The sequence below is a fragment of the Brevundimonas sp. UBA4553 genome (assembly GCF_002387245.1).
GTDB lineage: Bacteria > Pseudomonadota > Alphaproteobacteria > Caulobacterales > Caulobacteraceae > Brevundimonas.
Window position 1 is genome coordinate 400,451 of the sequence record NZ_DGLD01000002.1, and the last position, 23,187, is coordinate 423,637.

At 66.6% G+C, this 23,187-nt stretch carries 24 protein-coding genes and 2 tRNA genes; 4 read left to right on the forward strand and 22 right to left on the reverse strand.

The window, feature by feature from the left end; translation table 11 throughout:
* Window positions 1-4 precede the first annotated feature (4 nt).
* From B4A39_RS03315 to B4A39_RS03380, 14 genes are all read right to left on the reverse strand, one after another.
* The gene (locus B4A39_RS03315) at window positions 5-1,324 is read right to left on the reverse strand and encodes an aspartate aminotransferase family protein (protein ID WP_292033215.1); all 1,320 of its coding nucleotides are present in this window, start codon (window positions 1,322-1,324) and stop codon (window positions 5-7) included.
* 186 nt (window positions 1,325-1,510) lie between these two features.
* Window positions 1,511-3,706 carry a TonB-dependent receptor gene (locus tag B4A39_RS03320; protein ID WP_292033216.1) on the reverse strand — a complete coding sequence of 732 codons (2,196 nt, stop codon included), beginning with the start codon at window positions 3,704-3,706 and terminating at the stop codon, window positions 1,511-1,513.
* Window positions 3,707-3,999: 293 nt separating this feature from the next.
* The gene (locus tag B4A39_RS03325) at window positions 4,000-4,569 is read right to left on the reverse strand and encodes a cupin domain-containing protein (protein ID WP_292033217.1); all 570 of its coding nucleotides are present in this window, start codon (window positions 4,567-4,569) and stop codon (window positions 4,000-4,002) included.
* A gap of 5 nt (window positions 4,570-4,574) precedes the next feature.
* Complete coding sequence (locus B4A39_RS03330) at window positions 4,575-5,861, reverse strand: acetylornithine deacetylase/succinyl-diaminopimelate desuccinylase family protein (protein WP_292033218.1); 1,287 nt, start codon at window positions 5,859-5,861, stop codon at window positions 4,575-4,577.
* A 10-nt stretch (window positions 5,862-5,871) separates the two neighbouring features.
* Window positions 5,872-6,993: a 3-isopropylmalate dehydrogenase gene (gene leuB, locus B4A39_RS03335; RefSeq protein WP_292033219.1), complete on the reverse strand. Its 1,122-nt coding sequence runs from the start codon at window positions 6,991-6,993 to the stop codon at window positions 5,872-5,874.
* Window positions 6,977-7,741 (reverse strand): glucose 1-dehydrogenase, encoded by a 765-nt coding sequence (locus tag B4A39_RS03340; protein ID WP_292033221.1) that lies wholly within the window; start codon window positions 7,739-7,741, stop codon window positions 6,977-6,979. Before B4A39_RS03340 ends, leuB begins: the two co-directional genes overlap by 17 nt.
* An 18-nt stretch (window positions 7,742-7,759) precedes the next feature.
* On the reverse strand, window positions 7,760-9,205 hold the full coding sequence (locus B4A39_RS03345; RefSeq protein ID WP_292033222.1) for an aldehyde dehydrogenase family protein: 1,446 nt from the start codon (window positions 9,203-9,205) through the stop codon (window positions 7,760-7,762).
* A gap of 237 nt (window positions 9,206-9,442) precedes the next feature.
* A tRNA-Ser gene (locus B4A39_RS03350) sits at window positions 9,443-9,532 on the reverse strand.
* 95 nt (window positions 9,533-9,627) lie between these two features.
* Window positions 9,628-10,590, reverse strand: coding sequence for an NUDIX hydrolase (locus B4A39_RS03355; protein WP_292033223.1), 963 nt, complete (start codon window positions 10,588-10,590; stop codon window positions 9,628-9,630).
* An 8-nt stretch (window positions 10,591-10,598) separates the two neighbouring features.
* On the reverse strand, window positions 10,599-11,192 hold the full coding sequence (locus tag B4A39_RS03360) for an HD family hydrolase (protein WP_292033336.1): 594 nt from the start codon (window positions 11,190-11,192) through the stop codon (window positions 10,599-10,601).
* Window positions 11,193-11,348: 156 nt separating this feature from the next.
* Window positions 11,349-12,251, reverse strand: coding sequence for a methyltransferase type 11 (locus B4A39_RS03365; protein WP_292033224.1), 903 nt, complete (start codon window positions 12,249-12,251; stop codon window positions 11,349-11,351).
* An 82-nt stretch (window positions 12,252-12,333) separates the two neighbouring features.
* Window positions 12,334-13,194 carry an AAA family ATPase gene (locus tag B4A39_RS03370; RefSeq protein WP_292033225.1) on the reverse strand — a complete coding sequence of 287 codons (861 nt, stop codon included), beginning with the start codon at window positions 13,192-13,194 and terminating at the stop codon, window positions 12,334-12,336.
* A gap of 73 nt (window positions 13,195-13,267) precedes the next feature.
* A complete protein-coding gene (locus B4A39_RS03375) occupies window positions 13,268-13,474 on the reverse strand; it encodes a hypothetical protein (protein WP_292033227.1) in 207 nt (68 codons plus the stop codon).
* Complete coding sequence (locus B4A39_RS03380) at window positions 13,471-13,905, reverse strand: hypothetical protein (protein WP_292033228.1); 435 nt, start codon at window positions 13,903-13,905, stop codon at window positions 13,471-13,473. The genes B4A39_RS03375 and B4A39_RS03380 overlap by 4 nt, the downstream gene beginning before the upstream one ends.
* A gap of 179 nt (window positions 13,906-14,084) precedes the next feature.
* Between B4A39_RS03380 and flbT the strand changes: the two genes are divergently transcribed.
* On the forward strand, window positions 14,085-14,510 hold the full coding sequence (gene flbT, locus B4A39_RS03385) for a flagellar biosynthesis repressor FlbT (protein WP_292033229.1): 426 nt from the start codon (window positions 14,085-14,087) through the stop codon (window positions 14,508-14,510).
* Window positions 14,470-14,832, forward strand: coding sequence for a flagellar biosynthesis regulator FlaF (flaF, locus tag B4A39_RS03390; RefSeq protein WP_292033230.1), 363 nt, complete (start codon window positions 14,470-14,472; stop codon window positions 14,830-14,832). Before flbT ends, flaF begins: the two co-directional genes overlap by 41 nt.
* A gap of 283 nt (window positions 14,833-15,115) precedes the next feature.
* On the opposite strand, the gene B4A39_RS03395 is transcribed toward flaF, so the two are convergent.
* The 7 genes from B4A39_RS03395 to B4A39_RS03425 all read right to left on the reverse strand — a co-directional run bounded on the left by B4A39_RS03395 (window position 15,116) and on the right by B4A39_RS03425 (window position 20,338).
* The gene (locus B4A39_RS03395) at window positions 15,116-15,895 is read right to left on the reverse strand and encodes an exopolysaccharide biosynthesis protein (protein WP_292033231.1); all 780 of its coding nucleotides are present in this window, start codon (window positions 15,893-15,895) and stop codon (window positions 15,116-15,118) included.
* A gap of 81 nt (window positions 15,896-15,976) precedes the next feature.
* Window positions 15,977-16,165 carry a DUF3008 family protein gene (locus B4A39_RS03400; RefSeq protein ID WP_292033232.1) on the reverse strand — a complete coding sequence of 63 codons (189 nt, stop codon included), beginning with the start codon at window positions 16,163-16,165 and terminating at the stop codon, window positions 15,977-15,979.
* A gap of 52 nt (window positions 16,166-16,217) precedes the next feature.
* Window positions 16,218-17,384, reverse strand: coding sequence for an isovaleryl-CoA dehydrogenase (locus B4A39_RS03405; RefSeq protein WP_292033233.1), 1,167 nt, complete (start codon window positions 17,382-17,384; stop codon window positions 16,218-16,220).
* 42 nt (window positions 17,385-17,426) lie between these two features.
* Entirely contained in the window at window positions 17,427-18,278 is an 852-nt protein-coding gene (locus B4A39_RS03410) for a lysozyme (RefSeq protein WP_292033234.1), read from the reverse strand.
* Between the two features lie 41 nt (window positions 18,279-18,319).
* The gene (gene mgtE / locus B4A39_RS03415) at window positions 18,320-19,735 is read right to left on the reverse strand and encodes a magnesium transporter (protein ID WP_292033235.1); all 1,416 of its coding nucleotides are present in this window, start codon (window positions 19,733-19,735) and stop codon (window positions 18,320-18,322) included.
* 63 nt (window positions 19,736-19,798) lie between these two features.
* Window positions 19,799-19,883, reverse strand: a tRNA-Leu gene (locus B4A39_RS03420).
* 149 nt (window positions 19,884-20,032) lie between these two features.
* Window positions 20,033-20,338: a FliM/FliN family flagellar motor switch protein gene (locus B4A39_RS03425; protein WP_409449549.1), complete on the reverse strand. Its 306-nt coding sequence runs from the start codon at window positions 20,336-20,338 to the stop codon at window positions 20,033-20,035.
* Between the two features lie 9 nt (window positions 20,339-20,347).
* Here B4A39_RS03425 and lipB point away from each other — a divergent pair, with 9 nt between their 5' ends.
* Window positions 20,348-21,064 carry a lipoyl(octanoyl) transferase LipB gene (gene lipB, locus B4A39_RS03430; protein WP_292033236.1) on the forward strand — a complete coding sequence of 239 codons (717 nt, stop codon included), beginning with the start codon at window positions 20,348-20,350 and terminating at the stop codon, window positions 21,062-21,064.
* Here the strand turns inward: lipB and B4A39_RS03435 are convergent.
* Window positions 21,040-21,444 (reverse strand): DUF805 domain-containing protein, encoded by a 405-nt coding sequence (locus B4A39_RS03435; protein WP_292033237.1) that lies wholly within the window; start codon window positions 21,442-21,444, stop codon window positions 21,040-21,042. The two genes, lipB and B4A39_RS03435, sit on opposite strands and share 25 nt — an antisense overlap.
* 174 nt (window positions 21,445-21,618) lie before the next feature.
* Here B4A39_RS03435 and B4A39_RS03440 point away from each other — a divergent pair, with 174 nt between their 5' ends.
* A complete protein-coding gene (locus tag B4A39_RS03440; RefSeq protein WP_292033239.1) occupies window positions 21,619-23,097 on the forward strand; it encodes a hypothetical protein in 1,479 nt (492 codons plus the stop codon).
* Window positions 23,098-23,187: the final 90 nt, after the last annotated feature.

The window sequence follows — 23,187 nt, forward strand, 5'->3', positions numbered from 1 at the left end:
GGCGTCAGGGCGTGTTTCGCAGAATGTCGGCCAGCCGTCCGACCAGTTCGTCGATCTGTTCGCGGCTGATGATCAGGGGCGGCGACAGGGCGATGACGTCGCCGGTGACCCGGATCAGCAGGCCTTCGTCAAAGGCGCGGTGGAAGACCTCTGTGGCGCGGGCGCCGGGCGCGTCGGGACGCGGGGCCAACTCGACGGCGGCGACCATGCCCAGGTTGCGGATGTCGATGACGTGGGGCAGGCCCTTCAGGCCGTGGACCGCCTCTTCCCAATAGGGCGCCATGTCCGTGGCGCGCTGGAACAGGCCTTCGCCTTCATAGACGTCGAGCGTCGCCAGACCGGCGGCGGCGGCCAGGGGATGGCCGGAATAGGTGTAGCCGTGGAAGAACTCGATGCCGGGGGCTGCGGCGCCATTGACCACGGCCTCGTATATCTCCCCGCGCACCCCGACCGCGCCCATGGGCACCGCGCCGTTGGTCAGGCCTTTGGCGCAGACGAGCAGGTCGGGAATGACGTCCAGGGTTTCGCACGCCGTCGCGCCGCCGACGCGGCCGAAGCCGGTGATGACCTCGTCGAAGATCAGCAGGATGCCGTGCTGACGGGTGATGTCGCGCAGCCGCTTCAGATAGCCGACCGGCGGCACGATCACGCCCGCCGACCCCGACAGGGGCTCGACGATGACGGCGGCGATGGTCTCGGCGCCGTGCTCGGCGATCAGGGTTTCCAGCTCTTCCGCCAGATGGCCGCCCCAGGTCGGCTGGCCGCGCGAGAAGGCGGCTTCGTCCAGGTTCAGCGTGTGCGACAGGTGATCGACGCCGGGCAGGGTGGGGAAGCCGCGTCGATTGTTCTCAAGGCCACCTACCGAAATGCCGCCAAAGCCGACGCCGTGATAGCCCTTCTGGCGGCCGATCAGGCGGGTGCGTTCAGGCTGGCCCTTGGCTTGCTGATAGGCCAGGGCGATCTTCAATGCGGTGTCGACGCCCTCAGACCCCGAGCCGGCGAAGAAGACATGGTCGATGTCGGCGGGAAACAGCATCGCCAGACGCGCGGCCAGTTCGAAGACCAGCGGGTGGCCGAGCTGAAAGGTCGGAGCGTAGTCGAGGATTTCGGCCTGGCGCTGGATCGCTTCGACGATCGGTTTGCGCCCGTGGCCAGCGTTGACGCACCACAGGCCCGCCGTGCCGTCGAGGATAGGGCGACCGTCGGGCGTGAAATAGTGCATGTCGCGGGCCGAGGCCAACAGGCGCGGCTGGGCCTTGAAACTGCGGTTAGCGGTGAACGGCATCCAGAAGGGATCGAGGTCGTTGGCGGCCCGTGTGGTCATGCGTGCACCCTTTCACTGCGTCCAGTAGCGGTTGAATGGCGAAGACTGGAAAGACTGTTATTTGCGCGGCTCAAGTCATTGAAATCATGATGCGCGCGCGGGCGTCGATCAGGATCATGAGCGTCCGGATCGCCAGCTTCGCCGGATCGACGCAGAGGGGGTTCCCGCCCTCTGCGTCGTCGGCGCTCAATACTGGAGGTTGAGCCGCACGCCGATGGTGCGCGGTCGGCCCGGCTGGGCGATGTCGGCGCTGGTGAAGAAGTTGCGTGTCAGGTCGTATTCCTGATCGAACAGGTTGCGCGCCCAGAAGGCGACCGACCAGTTGGCGTCCTCAGGCCCGACCGTCACGCTGGCGTTGGCCAGCCAGTAGGCCTCGACGTCGTACTTGGCGCCCAGCCATGACGGGTAGTCGTCGCGATAGGAGTAGTTGGTCTCGGCGGTGACGGCGAAGCCGCTGACGGTCCAGTCGTAGGAGATGGCGCCGTTGTAACTCCATGCGGGGAAGAGGATCGGGTCGCCCGCCTTGTCCTCGAACACGGCCATGTTGGCGGCGCGCGAGGCGGGCACGTCGAGGGCTTCGTATTCGTCATACTCGCCCTTCTTGTAGCTGAGCGCCTGGCTGATGCGCAGGCCCGGCGCCGGCTTCAGCACCGCCTCGAGTTCGGCGCCCCAGATGTGGGAGGACGGAGCGTTGGCGAAGCGGCCGACGGGACCATTGGCGCCCCATACCGCCGACAGGACCTGCTGATCCGTGTAGTCGTAGTAGTAGGCCGCGCCGTTGATCTGGATGGCGCGCGACGGATCCGCCTTGAAGCCGACCTCGTAGGCCCAGAGGATTTCCGGGTTGAAGGGCTCGATGCCGCTGCGGTCGCCGGTGTTGTAGGTGGTGAAGCCGCCCGACTTCGCCCCGCGGCTGGCCGAACCATAGATCAGCACGTTGTCGGAAGGCTTGAACTCCAGCGCCGCCTTGCCGGTCAGGGGCGTCATCTTGGTGTCGACGCTGGTCGGCGGCAGGGCGGTCGCGCCGCCGAAGGCGGAGCCGAAGCCCTGCAGCTCGCGGGTTTCTTCTTCGTAGCGCAGCCCGAAGATGGCCTTCAGCTGATCGGTGAAGGCGTATTCCGCCTGGCCGAACAGGCTCCAGGACTCGACCTGCTGATCATAGGTGACCTGAGCGTAGGTGCCGTAGATGTCGGTGAAATCCGAGAAGTAGCGTTCGTTCAGGTCCTGCTTCGAATAGTAGAATCCGGCGACCCATGTGAGGGCGCTGTCGTTATCCGAGGACAGCCGCAGTTCCTGGGACACCACGTCCACGTCGCTGCCGAAGAAGGTGTCGGCCTCGATCGAGGCGCTGGAGTCCCAGTCGCCATATTCGCTGCGTGTCAGCGTTTCGAAGCTGCTGATGCTGGTCAGGTTCATGCCCTTGAGCGCCAGGTTGGCGTTCAGCGACGTGCCCCAGGACGAGTTGTCGCGACCGGGCTTGGCGTCCACATCGCGTCCGATCGAGGCGGCGAAGCGAGGCGACAGGCCCCAGCCGGTCTTGGAGTGATCCTTGTCGGCGGGAATGGTGGGGCCGGTCCCGCCGCGCGTCGCCAGATTGCTGAAGAGATACAGGGCCTGGTTCTCGGACTTGTCGATCCCGCCGTGAACGTCGAGCAGGAAGGAGAGGGTCTCGCTCGGGTCCCAGGCCAGCAGCGCGCGGGCGCCTGTCCGGTCCGCGTCGCCGATGGTCTCGCCAGTGTCACGATTGCGCTGCCAAGCGCCGCCCTGCTCGGTCGAGATCGCCAATCGGCCGCGCAAGGTCGAGGCCAGCGGTCCGGAGACATAGCCCTCGGCGCGGAACTGCTCCTCGCTGCCCCATTCGGAAATCAGTCCGGCGGACAGGTCTTCGGTCGGGCGACGGGTGACGAAGCTGATGGCGCCGCCGGTGGTGTTGCGGCCGTAGAGCGTGCCCTGGGGACCGCGCAGAACCTCGACGCGATCGACGTCGAAGATCAGCCCCTGAGTCATGACCGGGACCGGATAGGCCACTTCGTTCACATAGACGCCGACGGTCGGCGAGTTGTTCGAGGCGTAGTCCTGGAAGCCCACGCCGCGCAGACGGAACTGCGCCGCGCCGCCGCCGAAGGCCGGCTCGACCTCCAGGTTGGGCGTGGCGTTCTGCAACTGGTTGACGTTGGTGATGCCCTGCTGGACCAGGCTCTCGCCGCTCAGGACGCTGAGGGCGATGCCGACGTCCTGGGCCGCCTGTTCGCGTCGCTGGGCGGTGACGATGACTTCGTCGATTGTCGTGGCGCGCTCAGGCGGAGCCTGCTGGGCCATGGCGGTGGTGGAACACAGGGCCGCAAGCGCCCCGGCGGATACGCTGACCAGAAGACGATTCATCGCCTCATCCCTCCCAATGAAACCGCGCGGATCGTTCTGAGCGATCTCGTCGCGGCTGTGAGCGGGACGAAGGTCCCGCCACCCCTGCATCTATCCTCAGCCTCAGGCCATTGAGCAATGCAGCAAGCAGTGCCTTACCTTCGGCCGCCTCCCTGTGTCATTCAAATGTCACGCATGAAGTAGCTGGCGATTTAGGCTGTCCGGCAAGCCTGTTTCTTTGATTGGCCAGCCGACTGACTTCATGGGGAATTTCATTCCGCTTGCTCACTATTTCGAGCAATCGCAACGCAGCATCAGAAGGTGGGCGGGGTGCAGGCGCTGATGACCACGCAGGGGACGTCGCCGACGTTTCGGAAGCGATGGGGCAGGGGGCTGGGGAAGAGGTATCCGTCGCCCGCCTTCAGCACCCGCGACTGGCCGTCGACGGTGACCTCCAGACGCCCGGAAATGATCAGGCCGCCTTCCTCGCCTTCGTGAGACAGCATGACCCGCCCGCTGTCGGATCCGGGCTGATAGGTCTCGTAGAGAATCTGCAGGCTGCTGTCGTGCCCTGAGCCGAGTTGGCGATAGGATACCTCGCCGCGCGAAATGTCCGTCAGCTCATCGTGGCGATAGAAGTGCTTGGTAGGCGTTTCGAACTCGGAGCTGAAGAACTCGCCCAGGGACACGCCGGCGGCGTCGAGCAGACGTTTCAGGGATCCGACCGACGGGCTGGTGCGGCCGCTTTCGACCAGGCTGACCGTGCTGGACGGCACGCCCGCCTTGCGCGCCAGGGCGCGCTGGGAAAGCCCCAGCCGATCCCGAAGCGCCCGCAGGCGCGGGCCGATGATGTTGTCGCCGTCGTCTGCATCGCCACGGGCCATGTCGCTCATCCTCGCTTGCGGGTCAGCAGGTCATAGGCCGCGCGGGCCATGACCTTGGCCGAGTTGGTCATGTCGTCGATGCCGACCCATTCGTCCCGCTGGTGCGCCAGGTCCAGCACGCCGGGACCGTAGGCGATGCAGTCCTTCAGCTTGCCGATGCGGTCGACGTGCTTCTGGTCGTAGGTGCCGGGCGAGCAGACGAACTGGGCCTTGCGTCCCAGCACCTCCTCGATGGCGGCGGCGGTGGTGCTGGCGACGGGACCGTCGCGGTCGGCCATGCTGGGGGCCACCTCGAACAAATCGCGCATCTCGTAGCGGAAGCCGTGGCGTTGCGCCGCCAGCCCGTCGAGGATGGCCTTCACCTCGCCCTTCACATCCTCCAGCGTCTCCTCGATCAGGAAGCGGCGATCAATGATCATGCGGCTGGAATCCGCGACGCAGGGCGCGGGCAGCCCATCGAAGCCTTCGGCCTGACCGCCGTGGATCGAGTTGATGTTCAGGGTCGACTGGCGCGCGCCTTCCGGGACGACCGGCATATCGGAATGGCGAGCAGCCATGACCGGATAGAGCTTGTCCTCAAAGGCCTGCATCACCGCATTCATGTGGCGGATGGCCGAGTCTCCGAGGAAGGGCATCGAGCCATGGGCGATGCGCCCCTTGGTCTCGATCTCGGCCCACCAGACGCCGCGGTGGCCGATGCAGACCCGGTCCACGTTCAGCGGCTCGGGGATGATGACGTGATCGACGCGCGGGGTGGAAAACCAGCCGCGTTCGGCCAGATAGGCGACGCCGCCGTAGCCGCCGGATTCCTCGTCCACCGTGCCGGAAATCTCCAGGGCGCCCGGCAGGGGCAGGCCGGAGTCGATCAGGGCCTCGACGGCTATGATGGAGGCGGCGAGGCCCCCCTTCATGTCACAGGCGCCCCGACCATAGACGCGGCCGTCCTTCACCTCGCCCCCGAAGGGATCGACGGTCCAGCCGGACCCGACCTCGACAACGTCGATATGGCTGTTGAAATGGACGCATGGGCCGGGCTCGGATCCTGTCCAGCGGGCGATGACATTGGTGCGGGGGTAGGCGTCGCTGTCGCCCGGCGAGCCCTCGCCGCGCACATATTCAACGGTGAATCCGCGCTTCTTCAGCCGCTCGCCAATGTATTCCGCGCAGGGGCGATAGGCCTCGCCCGGCGGGTTGATAGTGGGGAAGCGGATCAGGTCCTGGGTCAAGGCGACCAGGTCGTCGGTGCGCCCGTCGATCAGGTCCATGACGGTCTGCATTGTTGGGGCGCTCATCGATCGGACCTCATGCGGACAGGTGGTCGAGCGCGGCCAGAACCGCGTCGGTCATCTGGATGGTGGAGACGGGAGCGACGCCGGCCTCCGCGATATCGGGCGTTCGGACGCCCTGGGCCACGACGCGGCGCACGGCGCGTTCCAGCCGGTCAGCCAGGTCCGAGCGATTGAAGGAATGGCGCAGGCACAGGGCGAAGGACAGGATGGTCCCGATCGGATTGGCGACGCCCTGGCCCGCGATGTCGGGCGCAGAGCCGTGGATCGGCTCATAAAGGGCGCGGCTGCGGCCGGGGTTGTCGAGCCCTGACAGAGACGCCGAGGGCAAGAGGCCTAGCGACCCGGTCAGCGCCGCCGCCGCGTCCGACAGGATGTCGCCGAACAGGTTGTCGGTGACGATGACGTCGAACTGATCCGGCCGCCGCACCAACTGCATGGCGCAGTTGTCGGCGTACATGTGCGACACCTCCACGTCGGGATAGTCGGCCGCGACCTCGGTCGCCACGGTCCGCCACAGGGCGCCCGTTTCCATGACATTGGCCTTATCCACCGAGCAGACACGGCGCTGGCGGCTACGGGCCAGCTCAAAGGCCGTGCGGCAGACGCGGGCGATCTGGTCTTCCGTATAGGCCTGGGTGTCATAGGCGCGACGCTGGCCGTCCGCATCAATCTCGTTGGCCCGCGGCAGGCTGAAATAGACGCCCGCCGTCGCCTCGCGCACGATCAGGATGTCGAGGCCGCGGATCAACTCGGGCTTCAACGCCGAGGCGTCCAGAAGGGCGTCGAAGCAGACGGCGGGGCGCAGGTTGGCGTAGAGGTCCAGCGCCTGCCGCAGCCTCAGGATGCCCATTTCGGGACGCTGGCCGCGCGGCAGGTGGTCCCAGCGGGGGCCGCCTACGGCCCCGAACAGGACGGCGTCCGACGCCAGGGCATGCTCCACCACGTCTTCCGCAATGGGAGCCCCGACGGCGTCGATGCTGGCGCCGCCCGCCAGCGCCTCGCGCGTTTCGATCCGTAGGTCGCCGTTCCGGACGAACCAGTCGGCGATGCGCAGGGTTTCGCGGATGATTTCAGGCCCGATGCCGTCGCCCGGCAGAACCAACAGCTTGAACGCGCGGTCAGATACAGCGGCCACCATCCACCTCCATGGCCACGCCGGTGATCATCGAGGCGTCGTCCGAACAGAGGAAGGCGGCGGCGGCGCCCATGTCCTCTGGGGTCGAGAACCGACCTATGGGGATTGAGGCCAGGAATTTGGCGCGCACCTCGGGGGTGTCCTCGCCCATGAAGGTCTTCAGCAGGGGCGTGTCGCCCGCCACCGGGTTCAGGGCGTTCACGCGGACCTGGAAGGGCGCCAGCTCGACCGCCATGGCCCGGGTCGCGGTGATGACCCAGCCCTTGGAGGCGTTGTACCAGGTCAGGTTGGGCCGGGGGCTGACCCCTCCGGTCGAGGCGATGTTCAGGATGGCGCCTGATCCCTGCGCCTTCATGCTGGGCACGAAGGCTTTCGACATCAGGTAGATGGAGCGCATGTTGACGGCGGTGATCCGCTCGAACATCTCGTCCGACAGCTCGTCCAGCGGCTGGGGCATGTGACCGACGCCGGCGTTGTTGACGACGATGTCGACCCCGTCCAGCAGGTGGGTGGCCGTCTCGGCCAGGGCGGCGACGTCGGCGGCGCTGGAGACGTCCACCGTCATGCCCAGCGCCTGATCGCCCAGGGCCGTCGCCAGAGCGCGCGCGGCCTCGCCGTTCAGGTCGGCGACGATGACGCGGGCGCCTTCCTCGGCGAAGCGGCGCGCGATGCCGGCGCCGAAGCCGGACGCTCCGCCTGTCACGATCGCCCGCTTGCCCTCCAGCCGCTTCGATCTGTTCCCCTCCAAGTCGCCCGCTCCCTTGCGTTATCCGTGATGGGCCGCGACGGTCTTGAGCGTGGTGAAGGCGTAGAGCGCCTCGAACCCCTTCTCGCGACCGTGGCCCGACTTGCCGACGCCGCCGAAGGGCAGTTCGACCCCGCCCGCCGCGCCGTAGTTGTTGATGAAGACCTGTCCGGCGCGCAGCCGTTTCGCCAACCGCATCTGCCGTCCGCCGTCGGCGGTCCAGACTCCCGCGACCAGGCCGTAATCCGTGCCATTGGCGATGGCGACGGCGTCCGCCTCGGTGTCAAACGGGATGACGATGACGGCGGGACCGAAGATTTCTTCCTGGGCCAGGGGATGGTCTGGCGCGACACCGGCGAACAGGGTGGGAGCCACATAGGCGCCGCCCGGCGGCAGATCGCCCAGCGTCGCCTGCGCCGCGATCAGGCCGTCTGCGCGGCCCATCTGGATATAGCGCTCGACCATGGCCTGCTGCTTCTTCGAAACCAGCGGGCCGACGTCGAGGTCGTCCATCGCCGGGCCGACAGTCAGGGCGCGGAAGCGCTCGGCCATGCGGCGCACCACTTCGTCATAGACGCCGCGCTGGACCAGGACGCGCGATCCGGCCGAACAGGTCTGGCCGGCGTTCTGGACGCCTGCGTTGACAAGGAAGGGCAGGGCCTTGTCCAGATCGGCGTCGTCGAACACCAGTTGGGGCGACTTGCCGCCCAACTCCAGCGTCACCGGCACGGCGTTCAGCGCCGCCGCCTGCTGAATGGCCACGCCGACGCCGGTCGAGCCGGTGAAGGAGAGGTGGTTGACCCCTGGATGCGCCGCCAGCGCCGCACCCGCCTCGGCCCCCGTCCCGGTCACGACGTTGAGCGCACCGGCCGGCAGGCCGCAGTCGGCGGCCACATGGGCGAAGGCCAGCGCCGTCAGCGAGGCCTGTTCGGCGGGCTTCAGCACCACGGCGTTGCCGACGCACAGGGCCGCCACCACGGACCGGCCGATGATCTGCATCGGATAGTTCCAGGGGATGATATGCCCCGTCACGCCGTGCGGCTCGCGCAGGGTGTAGACGGTGTAGCCGTCCTGAAAGGGAATGGTTTCGCCGTGTAGCTTGTCCGCCGCGCCGGCGTAGAATTCCAGGTAGCGCGCCAGGGCGATCACATCGTTGCGCGCCTGTTTCAGCGGCTTGCCGACATCCAGCGCCTCCAGCTCCGCCAGAAGGTCGACGCGGGCTTCGACCTCGCGGCCGATGCGCGCCAGGATGCGTCCGCGTTCGACGGCCGTCTTGGCGCCCCACGCCCCGTCCAGCGCAGCCTGGGCCGCGCGCACCGCCGCGTCGATGTCCTCGATCCCGCCAGCCGCCAGCGCGCCTATCTGTTCGCCGGTCGAGGGGTTGTCGATGGCCAGAACGCCGCCGCCAGCCGGCGCGCGCCACTGGCCGCCGATGAAGACCTGATCGGTGGGAAAGGGCGCGACCATCAAGCTCTGCTCACCATCACTGCTCGCCGGAGCGACCATTCGCGGTCAGTGGGCATGATTATCGTTTATGCAACAAGCCCTTTATGGCGCGTGCCTAAGTCGCTGATTTGTCGTTGGTGATGATCAATATTCTGATCAAAAAGCCCGATCATGATCATGATCGGGGACTTGCGCGGCGTTCGGCCCTGAAGCGGGCGGCGGCAAGGTTGAATGTCTGGGGCGGGCCGGACAGGCCGGTGGCGGAGAGGGTGGGATTCGAACCCACGGTAGGCTTCCACCTACGCCGCATTTCGAGTGCGGTACATTCGACCACTCTGCCACCTCTCCGCGGGGCCGATATTCGCTTGGTCGAGCGAGGGGCTTCTCTAGTCAAAGGCGCGGCGGGCCGCAAGCGATTCGAGTGAAGAAATTCGATAAAAGTTTCAGCGCTGTCCGGGCAGGGTCAGGCCAGGCGCGGGACCGCCCAGCGGATCAGCGCCGACGAAGCGGAAAAGCTCGGCTGGACGGCCGCCGGTGTCGCTGGAAAACACGCCCGTCGCCTGCACCAGACCGGCGCGTTCGACGCCGCGACGGAAGTTCTGTTTGTGCAATGAAAGCCCCGCCACAGCCTCGGCGGCGGACTGTAGAGCCGACAGGGTGAAGGTGTCTGGCGTCAGGTCGAACAGGACTGGGCGGTACTTGAGCTTGGAGCGCAGGCGGCCGAGGGCCGTGGCGACGATGCGGCGGTGATCCGAAGCCATCGGCAGGCCGGTCTTGTCGCCGGTGGGCGATGGAGCGGGCCGGTCGTGGTCACGCGCGGACTCGGCGACCAGACCGGCTTCGTAGAGCAACTCATAGCGCTCAAGCACTCGCTCCTCGTTCCAGCGACGCTCGGGCGTCAGGGCGAACAGGGTTTCGACGCGGCCGAGGCGGCGGGCGTCGCCGTCGGCCCAGGCGCGCAAGGCGGGTTCAAGCGTCGCCATCGCGGCGGGCGGGCCGCTGCGCCAGTCCTCCCACGGGAAGATGTCGAAGACGGGGGTCCAGGCGGCGTCCCGGCCGGGAGCCTCAGGGGCGTCAGCGGTCAGGGCCAGGTAGCCGACCGAAACCTCGCGCGCGCGATCCGGGCCGGGCGTGGCGCGGGGCGAGGCGCGGCCCGCGTCGCCAAAGGTGTAGAGCTGCTCGACAAAGCCGAGGGGAAAGCCGGTCTGGGCCGTGACGAAGGCGCGCAGGGCTAGCTCGAATGTGCGGTCGCGGGCCGGGTCGAACGGGCCGAAGGGCAGGGCCGGCGCGCCGTCGGCGGCGTGGGTGGTCAGGACGACGGCCTGGCCCTCGCGCAGGGCGATGACCACCGCGGACAGGCCGATCCGTACGCCCTGCTCGTAACCCTGCCCCCCCGCTTGCGTCATGCCGTCCCTTATTCCGTGTGCCAGGCGTCGGCGCCGGGCAGGATGCCGACAGCTTCGGCCAGAACGCGGTAGCGGTCCAGATAGCGTTGCTGCGCCACTGAGGCGGGCAGGGGGTCGATGGTCAGGTCGTAGCCCGCGGGCGGGGCGCCGAAAATCTGAAGCGACTCGCGACGGTTGAAGCCCGCCAGTTGCGTCGCTTCATAGAAGGCGCAGGCCCGGTCGGCCTTCTTGATCAGGGTCTTGATCGTCTGCGGCGTCTTGGGCGGCAACTGGAAGCGGACATGGATGGCTGCTTCCAGGCGCGCTTCAAAGTCCTTGTAACCGGCGCCCAGCGCCGACTTGAAGGGCGAGATCATGTCGCCGATGACGTATTCCGAGGCGTCGTGCAACAGGGCGGCCAGGCGCCATTTCGGCTCCAGGCCCGGCCGGATGTGGGCGGCGATCTCTTCGACCACCAGCGAGTGCTGGGCGACGGAAAAGGCGTGCTCGCCGATGGTCTGACCGTTCCAGCGCGCGACCCGGGCCAGGCCGTGGGCGATGTCCTCGATCTCGATGTCGAACGGGGACGGATCGAGCAGGTCCAGACGACGACCGGACAGCATCCGCTGCCAGGCGCGCGGGGGTTTGGGCGTCTTGGGTTTGGGCTTGGGCGCCAGGTCTTCGTAGTCTTCGGGCAAGTTCGGCATCCTGCGCATGGGGCAGGTGAGGTGACGCATCCCGAACGCCCGATCAAGGGCAAGCGTTGCGATTCGTGGGGGTTAATCCCCGACGTTCAGCGTCACCAGCGCCTTGGCGGCGTCCATGACCCGGTTTTCATTGCGGTCCTTGGTGCGGACCGTGGCCACGACAATGGGGCCGCCGACCGGGCCGCGCGCCTCATAGCCGACCATTCGCCAGCCCGTTTCGGCGTCGGCGCCGTTGGTGGTCATGAGGAAGGTGGCACGCACCGACTGGCCGGGGGCGCTGGTGCGAATACGGGCGGCGCCGTCGTGGGCGTCGATGCTGACGGCTTCGTCGTTGGAGCGGACGTTGACCTGGCTCGACTTGTCGTCGGCGCGGATGGTCAGGCCGCCGATCCGAATATTCGCCCGGTCGCCGTCGGCGTCGATCCTCATGCCCGGCAGGCGAACCGTGGCCTTTTCGTCCTGGGTCTCGATATGCACGCCCGGGGCCGTGACCTGGGCGGTGGAGCCAAGGCCGCCGTGCGCCTCGGCGCGAGCGGCGTCAGCTTCTGCGCGGGCGACTTCGGCGTCGGCGCGCGCGGCGTCAGCGTCGGCTCGCGCCGCCTCCGCCTGATTGCGAGCCTCAGCGGCGCGAACCTCGGCCAGGGCCTGCGGCAGGTCGCCGGCCAGCCGATCCTCGAAGGCTTTCAGCGCTTCCTGACTGGAGCGGCCGTTCAGGGGGACGAGATGCAGCATCACCTCGGCGCCGCGCGGACCGCTGTAGGTGCAGGTGGCGCCGTCCGCCTGGGCGGATCCCTTGCGGGTCAGCACGCCCTGGGTCTGGGGGCATTGCAGGGTGTCGACGACCTTGAGCACGCCCTTGCCGTCGTTGTCCGACGATGAGGTGGTGATGCGCACCTTGCTGCTGCTCCCGCCATTGTCGTCGCAGGCGGCGGTCAGCAGAGCCAGAGCGCAGACGGGCCAGAGGAGGTGATGCATGGTCGGCTCCTGTTCGAGACCCGATTGTGCGCGCAGAACGCGGCTAATCCAGTGAAATCGCGGTAATGGCGGGCGACGGAAGTCAGCTTCCGGGCCGACCGCCCTCGCGACGGTTCAGAAAGGCCAGCCGCTCGAACAGGTGCACGTCCTGCTCGTTCTTCAACAGGGCGCCGTGCAGCGGCGGGATGAGCTTGCCCGGCGTCTTCTCGCGCAAGGTCTCGGGCGAGACATCATCGACCAGCAGCAGTTTCAGCCAGTCGAGAAGCTCCGACGTCGAAGGTTTTTTCTTCAGGCCCGGCGTATCGCGGATTTCGTAGAAGGTCCGCAGGGCCTCGGCGACCAGGCGCGGCTTGATGCCGGGGAAGTGGACCTCGACGATATCCTGCATGGTCTCGGCGTCGGGAAAGCGGATGTAGTGGAAGAAGCAGCGGCGTAGGAAGGCGTCCGGCAATTCCTTCTCGTTGTTCGAGGTGATGACGACGACGGGGCGGACTTCGGCGCGGATCGTCTCATCCGTTTCCTGAACGTAGAACTCCATGCGGTCGAGTTCCTGCAGCAGGTCGTTCGGAAACTCGATGTCGGCCTTGTCGATCTCGTCGATCAGCAGGACGGGGCGAACCGGGGCGGTGAAGGCCTCCCACAGCTTGCCCTTTTTCAGGTAGTTGCGGACGTCATGGACCCGCTCCTCACCCAGTTGGCTATCGCGCAGACGGCTGACGGCGTCGTACTCATAGAGGCCGTTGTGAGCCTTGGTCGTGGACTTGACGTGCCAGGTGATGAGCGGCGCGTTCAGCGCCCGCGCCAGTTCATAGGCCAAGACCGTCTTACCCGTGCCGGGTTCGCCCTTGATCAGCAGGGGGCGCTCCAGCGCCACCGCAGCGTTGACGGCGACCTTGAGATCATCCGTGGCGATATAGTCGGACGTGCCTTCGAACCGGCTCATGAAGGACCTGCTCCAATCCAGGGGAGAGGAGCAGGTAGCTTATCGAGACGCGCCTGAACAGACTGCGCGCAGGTCAGGTGATGCGCTTGGCGGAGACGGGGTCGCTGGCCGGGAAGGTTTCCTCGACGCCTTCGTCGATCAGGGCTTCCTGACGGTTTTCGGCCGTCTTCTCCTTGTCCTTCAACTGATCCGGCTTGCCGTCCTCACGCTCGGCCCGCTTGGCCGGGGGCGTGTTGGAGTCGCAGTCTTCCTGAATCTTGGTGGGGCGATGGTCGGTCATGCGGTCTCCTTGCTGTCGGGCCCATAGCCCAGGTCCTCAATGTCGTCGTCGGACAGGCGTTTGGCTTCCCAATGGGCGGCGCTTGACTGGGCCCCGCGCTGGTTGCGCATCAGGCCGGCGTAGACGAGTTCTATTTCCTCGGGACTGGCGCCTACCTCGCCTCCGGCGTCGGACTCGCTCAGGCGAACTGAATCTAGGCCAAGCAGGGCGTCCGCTTCGGCTTCGACGCCATCCAGGGCCAGGTCGCGATCCAGGTCGAGGTCGTCTTCGTCGAAGGCCTCCGCATCGGCGTCGCCATCGGCCTGGGTGACGTCCAGCACGTCGTCGACCTCGTCCAGCGACAGATCGCCGTCGCCTTCGTCGTCGATATGGGTCTCGTCATAGACTTCGGCTTGATCCTGAGGATCGAAATCGCTTTCCGGCCTGCTCATCTGCCTCTCCTTGCTGAGGAGGTAACGGCGACGGCTGGCGCGGCGTTCCGTGCGGTCGCCGTGTTGTGGAGGCCTCTACGTGTTTTCCAGGACAGGCGGGAAGAGATGGTTAACCACGCCGGTTTACGGTTCTTCAGCCGTGAACCGTTCAGGTTGCCGGTGCGCCACGGAGATGCCCTTTGCCGCTGAAACTATCGCTCAAGCCTGGCGAGAAATTCGTCCTGAACGGCGCTGTCGTCCAGAATGGCGATCGACGCGGCGTGCTGGTGCTGCAGAACAAGGCCAGCGTCCTGCGTGAAAAGGACATCATGCAGCCCGAAGACGTCACCACGCCGGCGCGCCGCATCTACTTCCCCGTCATGATGATGTATCTGGACGAGACGGAAGCGCCTAAATTCTATGACGAATTTGCGTTGCGGCTGACCGAGTTCATGGGGGCGATCCGCAATCCGGATATCCTGTCGGAATGCGTGTCCTGCTCCAAGCATGTGCTGGCGAGACAATACTATAAGGCCCTGATGGGCGCCCGTAAGATCGTGGATTACGAAGACCAAAGGCTCGGCAATGTCGCTTCAAGCGTACAAGACGGCGGCGACGCGGGCTGAATCACCGCGCGAAATGGAATACCGGCTGTTCGGACAGGTGACGCGCGCCCTGATGCACGCGTCCACGGTCGACAAGGCGGACATCACCACCCGAATTGACGCAATCGACTGGAACCGTCGGCTGTGGTCGACCCTGTCCACTTCGTGCAGCGAGCCTTCTAACGCCATGCCGCAGGCGCTGCGCGCCCAGATCATCTCGTTGGACCTTTTCATCGGCCGGCACAGCTCGGCGGTGATGCGCGGGGACGGGGATTTCGAGACTCTCATCGACATCAATCGCATGGTCATGCAGGGCCTGGCGCCGCCGGCCCAGGCGGCCTGATGGTTATCCTGACGCTTGCCTGATCACGATGGCGGGAGCGGTCTTTACGAACGCCGGGGGCCGGTTCTAGCCTGACCTTCCTGTTCAGCAGCTGAAAGGAGGTGGCCAGTGTCTCATTGTCATCAATCGCGAGCGACAGCCGCGATCTGGACCTCGCGGGAGGTCCGGGCCTGATCCTTCGGGAAGGCAGCGGTTCGGCCGTTCACGGTCAGACAATGAAGCGCCGCTGGGGCGACCCGGCGGCGCTTTTTTTGTGGTGTTGCGCCGCGTCGTTTTGCTTCCGTCAGAACAGGGCGCCGAACCAGTGGGCGATGCCGTGCACGATGGCGACGACGGTGGTCCAGACCAGGGTGACATAGACTCCGCAGATCGCCGTGCCGATCAGGCCCGCCAGAATGAAGACGCCGTCTCGCTGAATGATGCCGAGGCCGAAGATCACGAGAGTCAGGCCGGGCAGGGCGTCGCCGAACGGCACGGGCAGAGCCATCATCATGGCCAATAGGATGCAGATGATCCCGATCAATATGTCGGCGGCCTCGCCCGTCATGATCGGCCAACGCGGGCGGGTCAGGCGCTCGGCGCGACGCAGAAGTTCTATGGTCTTGGGGCTGTCCGGGCGCTTCCTGATGGCCTGCCGCACCCAGTCGGAAAAACCGTAGCGCGCGGTCCAGCGCCCGAAGCCGATCTGGACCTCGCCCAGCAGCACCCGGCGGCGCAGCCAGCGCGGCGCGGCGAAATGAGAGGCCAGCAGCCGTCGGTAGGTCTCACGGCCGATGGTGACCTTCATCAGCCACCGGGGTAGCCAGACCTTGTTGCGTTGCAGGGCCAGTTCGGCCGCGATCAGGATGATGGGAGCCGAGAAGACGGCCTTTCCCCCCGGCGGCCAGGGCAGCAGAGCCATCAGCGACAGCATCAGGATGACGGCGCCGAAGCCGCGCTCGCCAAAGGCCTCGACCATCTCCTTCAGCGTCAGCTTGGGATCTTCGCCGTCGCCGAGAGATTCCAGGACGTCGGAGAAGGTCCGATCCTCATCTGGCGGCAGGGGCGTGGAAACAAGCGTCATCAGGCGCGACTCGGGGAGCGAAGGTTCGCCAAGTTAGGGGCGGCGCGAACCCCACGCCATCCCTGTCGCACGGGGTGCGGCTTAATGTTTCGTCACGTGCTCGGGTTTGCCCTTTCGGGACGTATGGGCCAGCTCTTCGAGCTGGGCCTCGGTCATCGATTTCACCATGGATTTCGAAGCGCCCTTCAACTTGGACTTCGGCGTTTCGCCACGTTTGGCGGACAGGGCGGCTCCGGCGGCCTTCTGTTGAGCGGCGGATTTGGCGGGCATGGCGGCTCTCCTGCGTGAGGAGGACAAACCGCCCGCCCGCCGTCCAGTTCCGTCAGCCCAGCAGTTCGCGGCCGATCAGGAAGCGGCGGATTTCGTTGGTGCCGGCGCCGATGTCGTAGAGCTTGGCGTCGCGGACCAGACGTTCGACCGGCCATTCCTTGGTGTAGCCGGCGCCACCCAGGGCCTGGACGGCCTCCAGCGACACCTTCACGGCGTTTTCCGAGGCCAGCAGGATGGCGCCCGCCGCGTCGTAACGGGTGGTCTTGCCTTGGTCGCAGGCGCGGGCCACGGCATAGACATAGGCCCGGGCGCTGTTCAGGGCGACGTACATGTCGGCGACCTTGGCCTGCATCAGTTGGAAGCTGCCGATCGGCTTGCCGAACTGCTTGCGCTCGCGAACGTAGGGCAGGACGACGTCCAGCGCGGCCTGCATGATGCCCAGAGGGCCAGCCGACAGGACCGCGCGCTCATAGTCCAAGCCGCTCATCAGCACGCCGGCGCCGCCGCCGACCGGACCCATGACGTTTTCTTCCGGGATTTCGCAGTCCTCGAACACCAGCTCGGCGGTGTCTGAGCCACGCATGCCCATCTTGTCGAGCTTCTTGGAGACCGAGAAGCCCTTCATGCCGCGCTCGACCAGGAAGGCGGTGCAGCCCTTGGAGCCGGCCTCGGGATCGGTCTTGGCGTAGACCACCAGGGTGTCGGCCGAGGGGGCGTTGGTGATCCAGAACTTCGTGCCGTTCAGGACGTAACGATCGCCCTTCTTGTCGGCGCGTGTGCGCATCGACATGACGTCCGAGCCAGAACCAGCCTCCGACATGGCCAGGGAGCCGACATGCTCGCCCGAGATCAGCTTGGGCAGGTACTTGTGCTTCTGTTCGGGCGTGCCCCAGCGGCGGATCTGGTTGACGCAGAGGTTGGAGTGGGCGCCGTAGCTGAGGCCGATCGAGGCCGAGGCGCGCGAGACTTCCTCCATCGCCACGACGTGTTCGAGGTAGCCGAGGCCCAGGCCGCCGAACTCTTCCTCGACCGTGATGCCGTGCAGGCCCAGCTCGCCCATCTCGGGCCAGAGTTCGCGTTTGAACTCGTTCTTCTCGTCGATTTCAGCGGCGAGGGGCGCCAGCCGGTCGGCGGCCCAGCGGGCGGTGGTTTCACGAATGGCGTCGGCGTTCTCGCCGAGGCCGAATTCCATGGATTGGGGCGCGAAGGGAATGCTCATGCCGCAAGGCGTAGCATCGCGCACAGGCTTCGCAAAGCGGCCTTATGCGACGCGTTTATTGTTCCGCTTGCGCGTCAGGTTCCAGCCCGCGACGCCGATGAAGATCAGGCCGATGACGGCCAGAGCCCCGCCGATCAGAACGGTGCCGTCGGACGACTGTTGTGCAGCCAGAACGCGACGGAAGGCGGCGACGCCGGCGGCGAAGGCCAGCAGACCGATACCGCCGATGAAGATCACGGCGCCCGTGTCGTTCAGGACCGGCGCCTGCGCTGCTCGCCGCTCGTGACGAAGAACCTGCACGGTCGCGGGGGCCTCGTCATCGGCGCGCGAGCCGGAGTGAGGTCCTCGCACCGGCGCGGTCAGCAGCAGGTCCAGCGGGGCGGGACGGTCTGGCGCGGCGTCGAACAGGGCGCGCTCGGCCGAGCGACGGCGATAGGGCGCGTCGACGGGGGGCTGGACGCGGTCGGGCCAACCGCTCAGCGCCTCGGCCGCGCGCGCGGGCGCGCCGGCGTTCAACTGCTCCAGCACGTCCGAGCCCTCGAAGCGTTGGACGCCGACCGAGAAGATGAAGCTGGCCAGGGCGTCGAACTGATGCTGGTTCAGCGGGATCGAGACGCGGCTGTTGATCGCATCGACGATGGGCAGCAGGTCGTATTGCAATAGCAGTTCGGCCTCGACCTCGGTGATCGTCGCGCCGGCGCGGGCCGACTTCGTGTGGCCATAGCCGATGACCGGCGCTCCGTCGCGGCGACGCACGGTCCGGGGCCGGAAGCCCTCGAAGCTCTTGATCAGAAGCAGACCCTCGCGGGACACCTTCAGACGCTGTGACGGGGCTGCGGACACGGAATGACCCATTTCGAAACGGGCGCGCTCGCCCGCCAGGCGAAGCAGCAAGCCGCGTTCCGAACGGCGTCGGGTCAGAGCAGGACGCCTCCTTAAAGGAGGACGATGGTCGCCAGGCCGAGGAAGATTAGGAAGCCGAAGAAGTCGGTCGTCGCCGTGACGAAGACGGCGGACGACACGGCAGGGTCGAATTTCAGCTTCGACAGGGTCAGCGGGGTCAGCACGCCGACCGTGGCCGCCACCAGCAGGTTCAGGATCATGGCCGTGGCGATGACTGCCCCGATACGCCAGTCGTGGAACCAGAAGCCCGCCGCCAGGCCGACCAGGGGCGACAGCACCAGACCATTGGCCAGGCCCACGGTCAGCTCGCGCCAGAAGGTGCGCACGGCGTTGGAGGAGGTCAGCTCGCGCGTCGCCAGCGCGCGTACGGTGACGGTCAGGGCCTGGGTGCCGGCGTTGCCGCCAATGGCCGAGACGATGGGCATCAGGACCGCCAGAGCGACGATCTGCTGGATCGTGCCTTCGAAGAAGGCGATGACTCCGGCGCCCAGGATGGCCGTGAAAAGATTGATGCCCAGCCAGGGCACGCGACCGCGCACGATCTCCAGCACGCCCGACGACCGGTCTTCGTCCGAGACGCCGGCCAGACGCAGGATGTCCTCGCGGTTCTCTTCCTGAATGATGTGGACGATGTCATCGACCGTCAGCTGGCCCACCAGCCTTCCGCCGCTGTCAACGACAGGCGCCGAGATCAGGTTGTACTTCTCGAAGATGTAGGCGACCTCTTCCTGATCGACGTCGACGTCGATCTCGTTCACCGGCTCCATCAGCTCGGACAGCGGCGTTTCGCGCGGCGCGCGCAGCAGGCGGCTGATGGCGACGCCGCCGATCGGGCGGTTCACCGGATCGACGACATAGATGTCGAAGAAGAGTTCGGGCAGGTCTTCGCCCTGGCGGCGGACGTGGTCGATGGTGTCGCCCACGCTCCAGAATTGCGGCGCGGCCATCACCTCGCGCTGCATCAGGCGGCCGGCGGAATCCTCGGGGTAGCCCAGGGAGCTTTCGATCGCGGCGCGATCGCCCTCGGGCATGGCGGCCAGCACTTTTTCGCGCTGATCGTCTTCCAGGTCCTCGACCACGGCGGCGGCGTCGTCGGAGTCCAGCTCCTGCAGGGCCTCGGCCAGGGTCAGGTGGGGCACCCGCTCCAGCACTTCCTCGCGGATGCCGTCGTCCAACTCAGGCAGGGTGTCGGCCAGAAGGTCCGGCGGCAGCCACTGGACCACCACGGCGCGATGCTCGGCCGTCAGGAAGCCCATCAGGTCGGCGACGTCGGCGGGGTGCAGGTCTTCCAGCAAGCCGCGCAGGCGCATGCCGTCGCCGTCGTCGGCGGCGTCCACGACCTTTTCGACGAAAGACGCCGTCAGGGCGTAGTCCTCGCCCAGGGCGACGTGATCTTCGGTTTCGATTTCGTTTGCAGGGGCCGAGGAGGCGGAATCCGTGTGGGTCACGTGTCTGCCTCCCCGAATGTTTCAGCCTTGGTAGAAAGCCGAATGTCGCCCTGTCAGATCAGATGGTGCGGTCGAGAAGACTCGAACTTCCACGGGTTGCCCCACAGCGACCTCAACGCTGCGCGTCTACCAATTCCGCCACGACCGCTCGCATCGGAGGGCGGGCAATAGCGGAGAGGCGGCGCAAAGAAAAGGGGGTTTTGAGGAAATAGGCGAAGTCCCGGCTTTTCCTGCCGATTTCCTCTGACGAGCCGCGTCGGGTCGAGAAGGCGGAGCCTTCTGACCGCGGCTCCAAGATTATGCCGCGCCGGCCATGAAGTCGTAGATGTCGGCGGGGCGAGTCACGGTGATGGCGATGCGGTCGTCGCGAATCTCGATCTCGCCGCGGGCGACCGGGTGGTTGTTGGCCAGGATCCAGACCTCGTCGCGCTCGGAGGCGTCGAGCGGAATCACCGCGCCGCGGCCCATGCGCAGCAGCTGTTGCATCGGCAGGACCGAACGGCCCAGCACGACCGAAATCTCGACATCGACGGCTTCGATCTGGCTCAAGACAATACTCACAATCAACGGGCGGCCCTTGCGCCGTCGCGTCAGCAGACACATTGAAGCGTCATGCTTGCCGACCCGTTAAGCCTGACCGCAACTTCGTTGATCCGCGCCGACGGCCACCCTGTGCAGTGGGCGGTCTCGTTCGGCTATGTCGACTATGAGCCCGCCGTCGCCGCCATGGAGGCGCGCGTCGCCGCGATCGCCGCAGGTGAGGCGGAGGAGGTGGTCTGGCTGCTGGAGCATCCGCCGCTTTATACGGCGGGCGTCTCAGCCAGGGACGACGACCTGCTGGCGCCCGATCGTTTCCCGGTCCACCAGACGGGGCGGGGCGGGCAATTCACCTATCATGGGCCGGGTCAGAGGGTGGCCTATGTCCTGCTGGACCTGAACCGGCGCGGAAAGGACGTGCGCGCCTTCGTGCACGGATTGGAGGACTGGATCATCGGCGCCCTGGGCCAGTTCGGCGTCGAAGCCGGAATGCGCGAGGGCCGCGTCGGCGTCTGGGTCGAGCGAAAGGGCGCAGGCTGGAGCCGTGAGGACAAGATCGCCGCCATCGGCGTCAAGGTCCGCAAATGGGTCAGTTTCCACGGCATCAGTCTGAATGTGGAGCCTGACCTCGACCATTTCGGCGGCATCGTGCCGTGCGGCATCACCGAACACGGCGTCACCAGTCTGGTCGATCTGGGCGTTCTGGCTACGATGGACGAGGCGGATGGGGCGCTGAAGGCTTCATTCCAGCGCGTGTTCGGCCCGGTTCAGGACGGCGAAGCGCCGCTCTGATCCCCGGGTGGCGCGCCATAGCGATTGAAGGCTTTCTGCCCTGGCAACAGGGCCAGGTCGACGGCGGCGAAGAGCAGAACCGCCGCCGCGACCCAGTCCAGCGGCGCCTGGGGATGCGGCCAGGCCAGCGTGAAGGTCAGAAGGATCGGGCCGCTCCACCAGCCAGAGCGACCGCGATCGTGCAGACGCTGGGACAGCAGGCAGGCGGCGCTGTAGAGCAGGGCGGCTGCTATAATCCAGCCTAGGCCGTCGCGGATCGCCAGCGGCGCCAGCAGGTCGAACGCCGCCCAGAGCGTCAACAGCAGGCCGCCGGCGACGACAAAGCCGATTCGAGCGATGCGTCCGCTGGATGTCAGGAACAGGTCTGAGAAAGAGGACATTCAGGATCGGTTCTGCGGGTGCGACGCTTCCGATTAGGGGGCTGGCCGACTGGAGTAAACCGGCCGGCATCGCCTCAAGCGTCGCGGTCAATTCGTCGCGGGGCTTTAACGCGAGGCTTTCTTGGGTTTAAACACGCGCAAACCACGTTTCGACGGCCTCTCGGAGTTCCCATCATGCAACGTCTGCTCGCCGCGTCGGCGGCTGTCCTCGCCCTGGCTTTCGCGGCCAACAGCGCCTCGGCCCAGAACTTCAGCGACCTGGCGCGACAGGATCTTCAGGCCACCCACGACGCCCTGAAAGCCAACCATCCCGCCGCCGTGGTGCCGGGCGCAGCCAGCGAAACCTTCCGCAGCTGGATCGACGCCGGCCTTCAGGACGCGATGGGCAAGGCTGGTCAGGTCAACAGCGGCGAAAGCCACGCCTATCTGCTGCGCTACTACGCCAACGGTTTCCGTGACGCGAACATCGCCACCCGCCCGACCTTTGAAGGCGCGAGCCCCTTCTTCGCCACCAACTGGCCGGGCGTGGCCACCGCCTGGCGCAATGGCGAGTATGTCGTCTCCTACGTGCAGCCGGGCGTGCGCGGCGCGCCGCCGGTCGGCGCCGTGGTCAAGAGCTGCAATGTCCAGCCGATCGCCGACTTCGCCAAGGCCAAGCTGGACGGATTCGAGGGCGATCTGACGACGGAGGCCGATCGCGTCCGCACCGCCCCCTATCTGCTGTGGAACCGCAACAACCCCATGGCCGGCGGCATGCCGTCGACCTGCGAGTTCCAGGTCGGTCGCCGCACCCGCGACTATACGCTGAGCCCGCAGCCGGCGACTCTTGCGAACCTTGAGGCCGCCTATCGCGCCTCGGTCTTCACGCCGGGCGCGACCAAGCTGTCGATCGAGCAGGTCGACGGTCGCCCGTGGGTCCACGTCAACTCGCTGCAAGACGACGCCGGCTGGGACGCCTTCTATGCTCAGGTCGAAGGTCAGATCGGCGCCCTGCGCGGCGCCCAGGGCCTGGTTATCGACCTGCGTGGCGCCGATGGCGACTCGATCAACGCCACCTCGCGCGGTTACGGCCTGGCTAACCGCATCTGGACGCCGGAGTTCACCGTCAGCCGCCAGCCGGAAGCCGGTCAGATCACCTACCGCGCCACCGCAGCCAACCGCCAGTGGTTCGCCGATACGCTGAACCGCATGCAGTCGGATCCGCGCTTCGTGCAGGAATCGGCGCCGGTCATTGAACAGACCCAGGCCATCGTCGCGGCCTTCGACTCCGCGATCGCCGCCGGTCAGCAGACCTTCGTCATGCCGGGCCGTCCGTCGGTGGCCGACACCGGCGCCGCCAACCCGGTGCAGGGCAAGGTCGTGGTTCTGGTCGACGGCGGCTGCACCAACGGCTGCCTCGACACCCTGGACCTTCTGACCCGTCTGCCGAACGTGCAACTGGCCGGTTCGGCCACCGCCGTGGACTCGATCTTCATCGAGCCCACCGTGCAGCGCCTGCCGTCGAACTATTCGGACCTCAGCTACGGTCACAAGGCCTGGACCACGCGTCAGCGCGGCAACAACCAGGGCTACGTGCCGGCTCAGGGCCTGGCCTACACGGGCAACCCGACTGACGAAGCCGCTGTGCGCGCCTGGGTCGGTGGGCTCTTCTAAGGGGCCTATCGCCCTTCGGGCTAGTTGAGGCCCGCTGAGAGCTGCGAAGCGATTTGAACTAAAGGGGCCGGGCGGTGGAAACATCGTCCG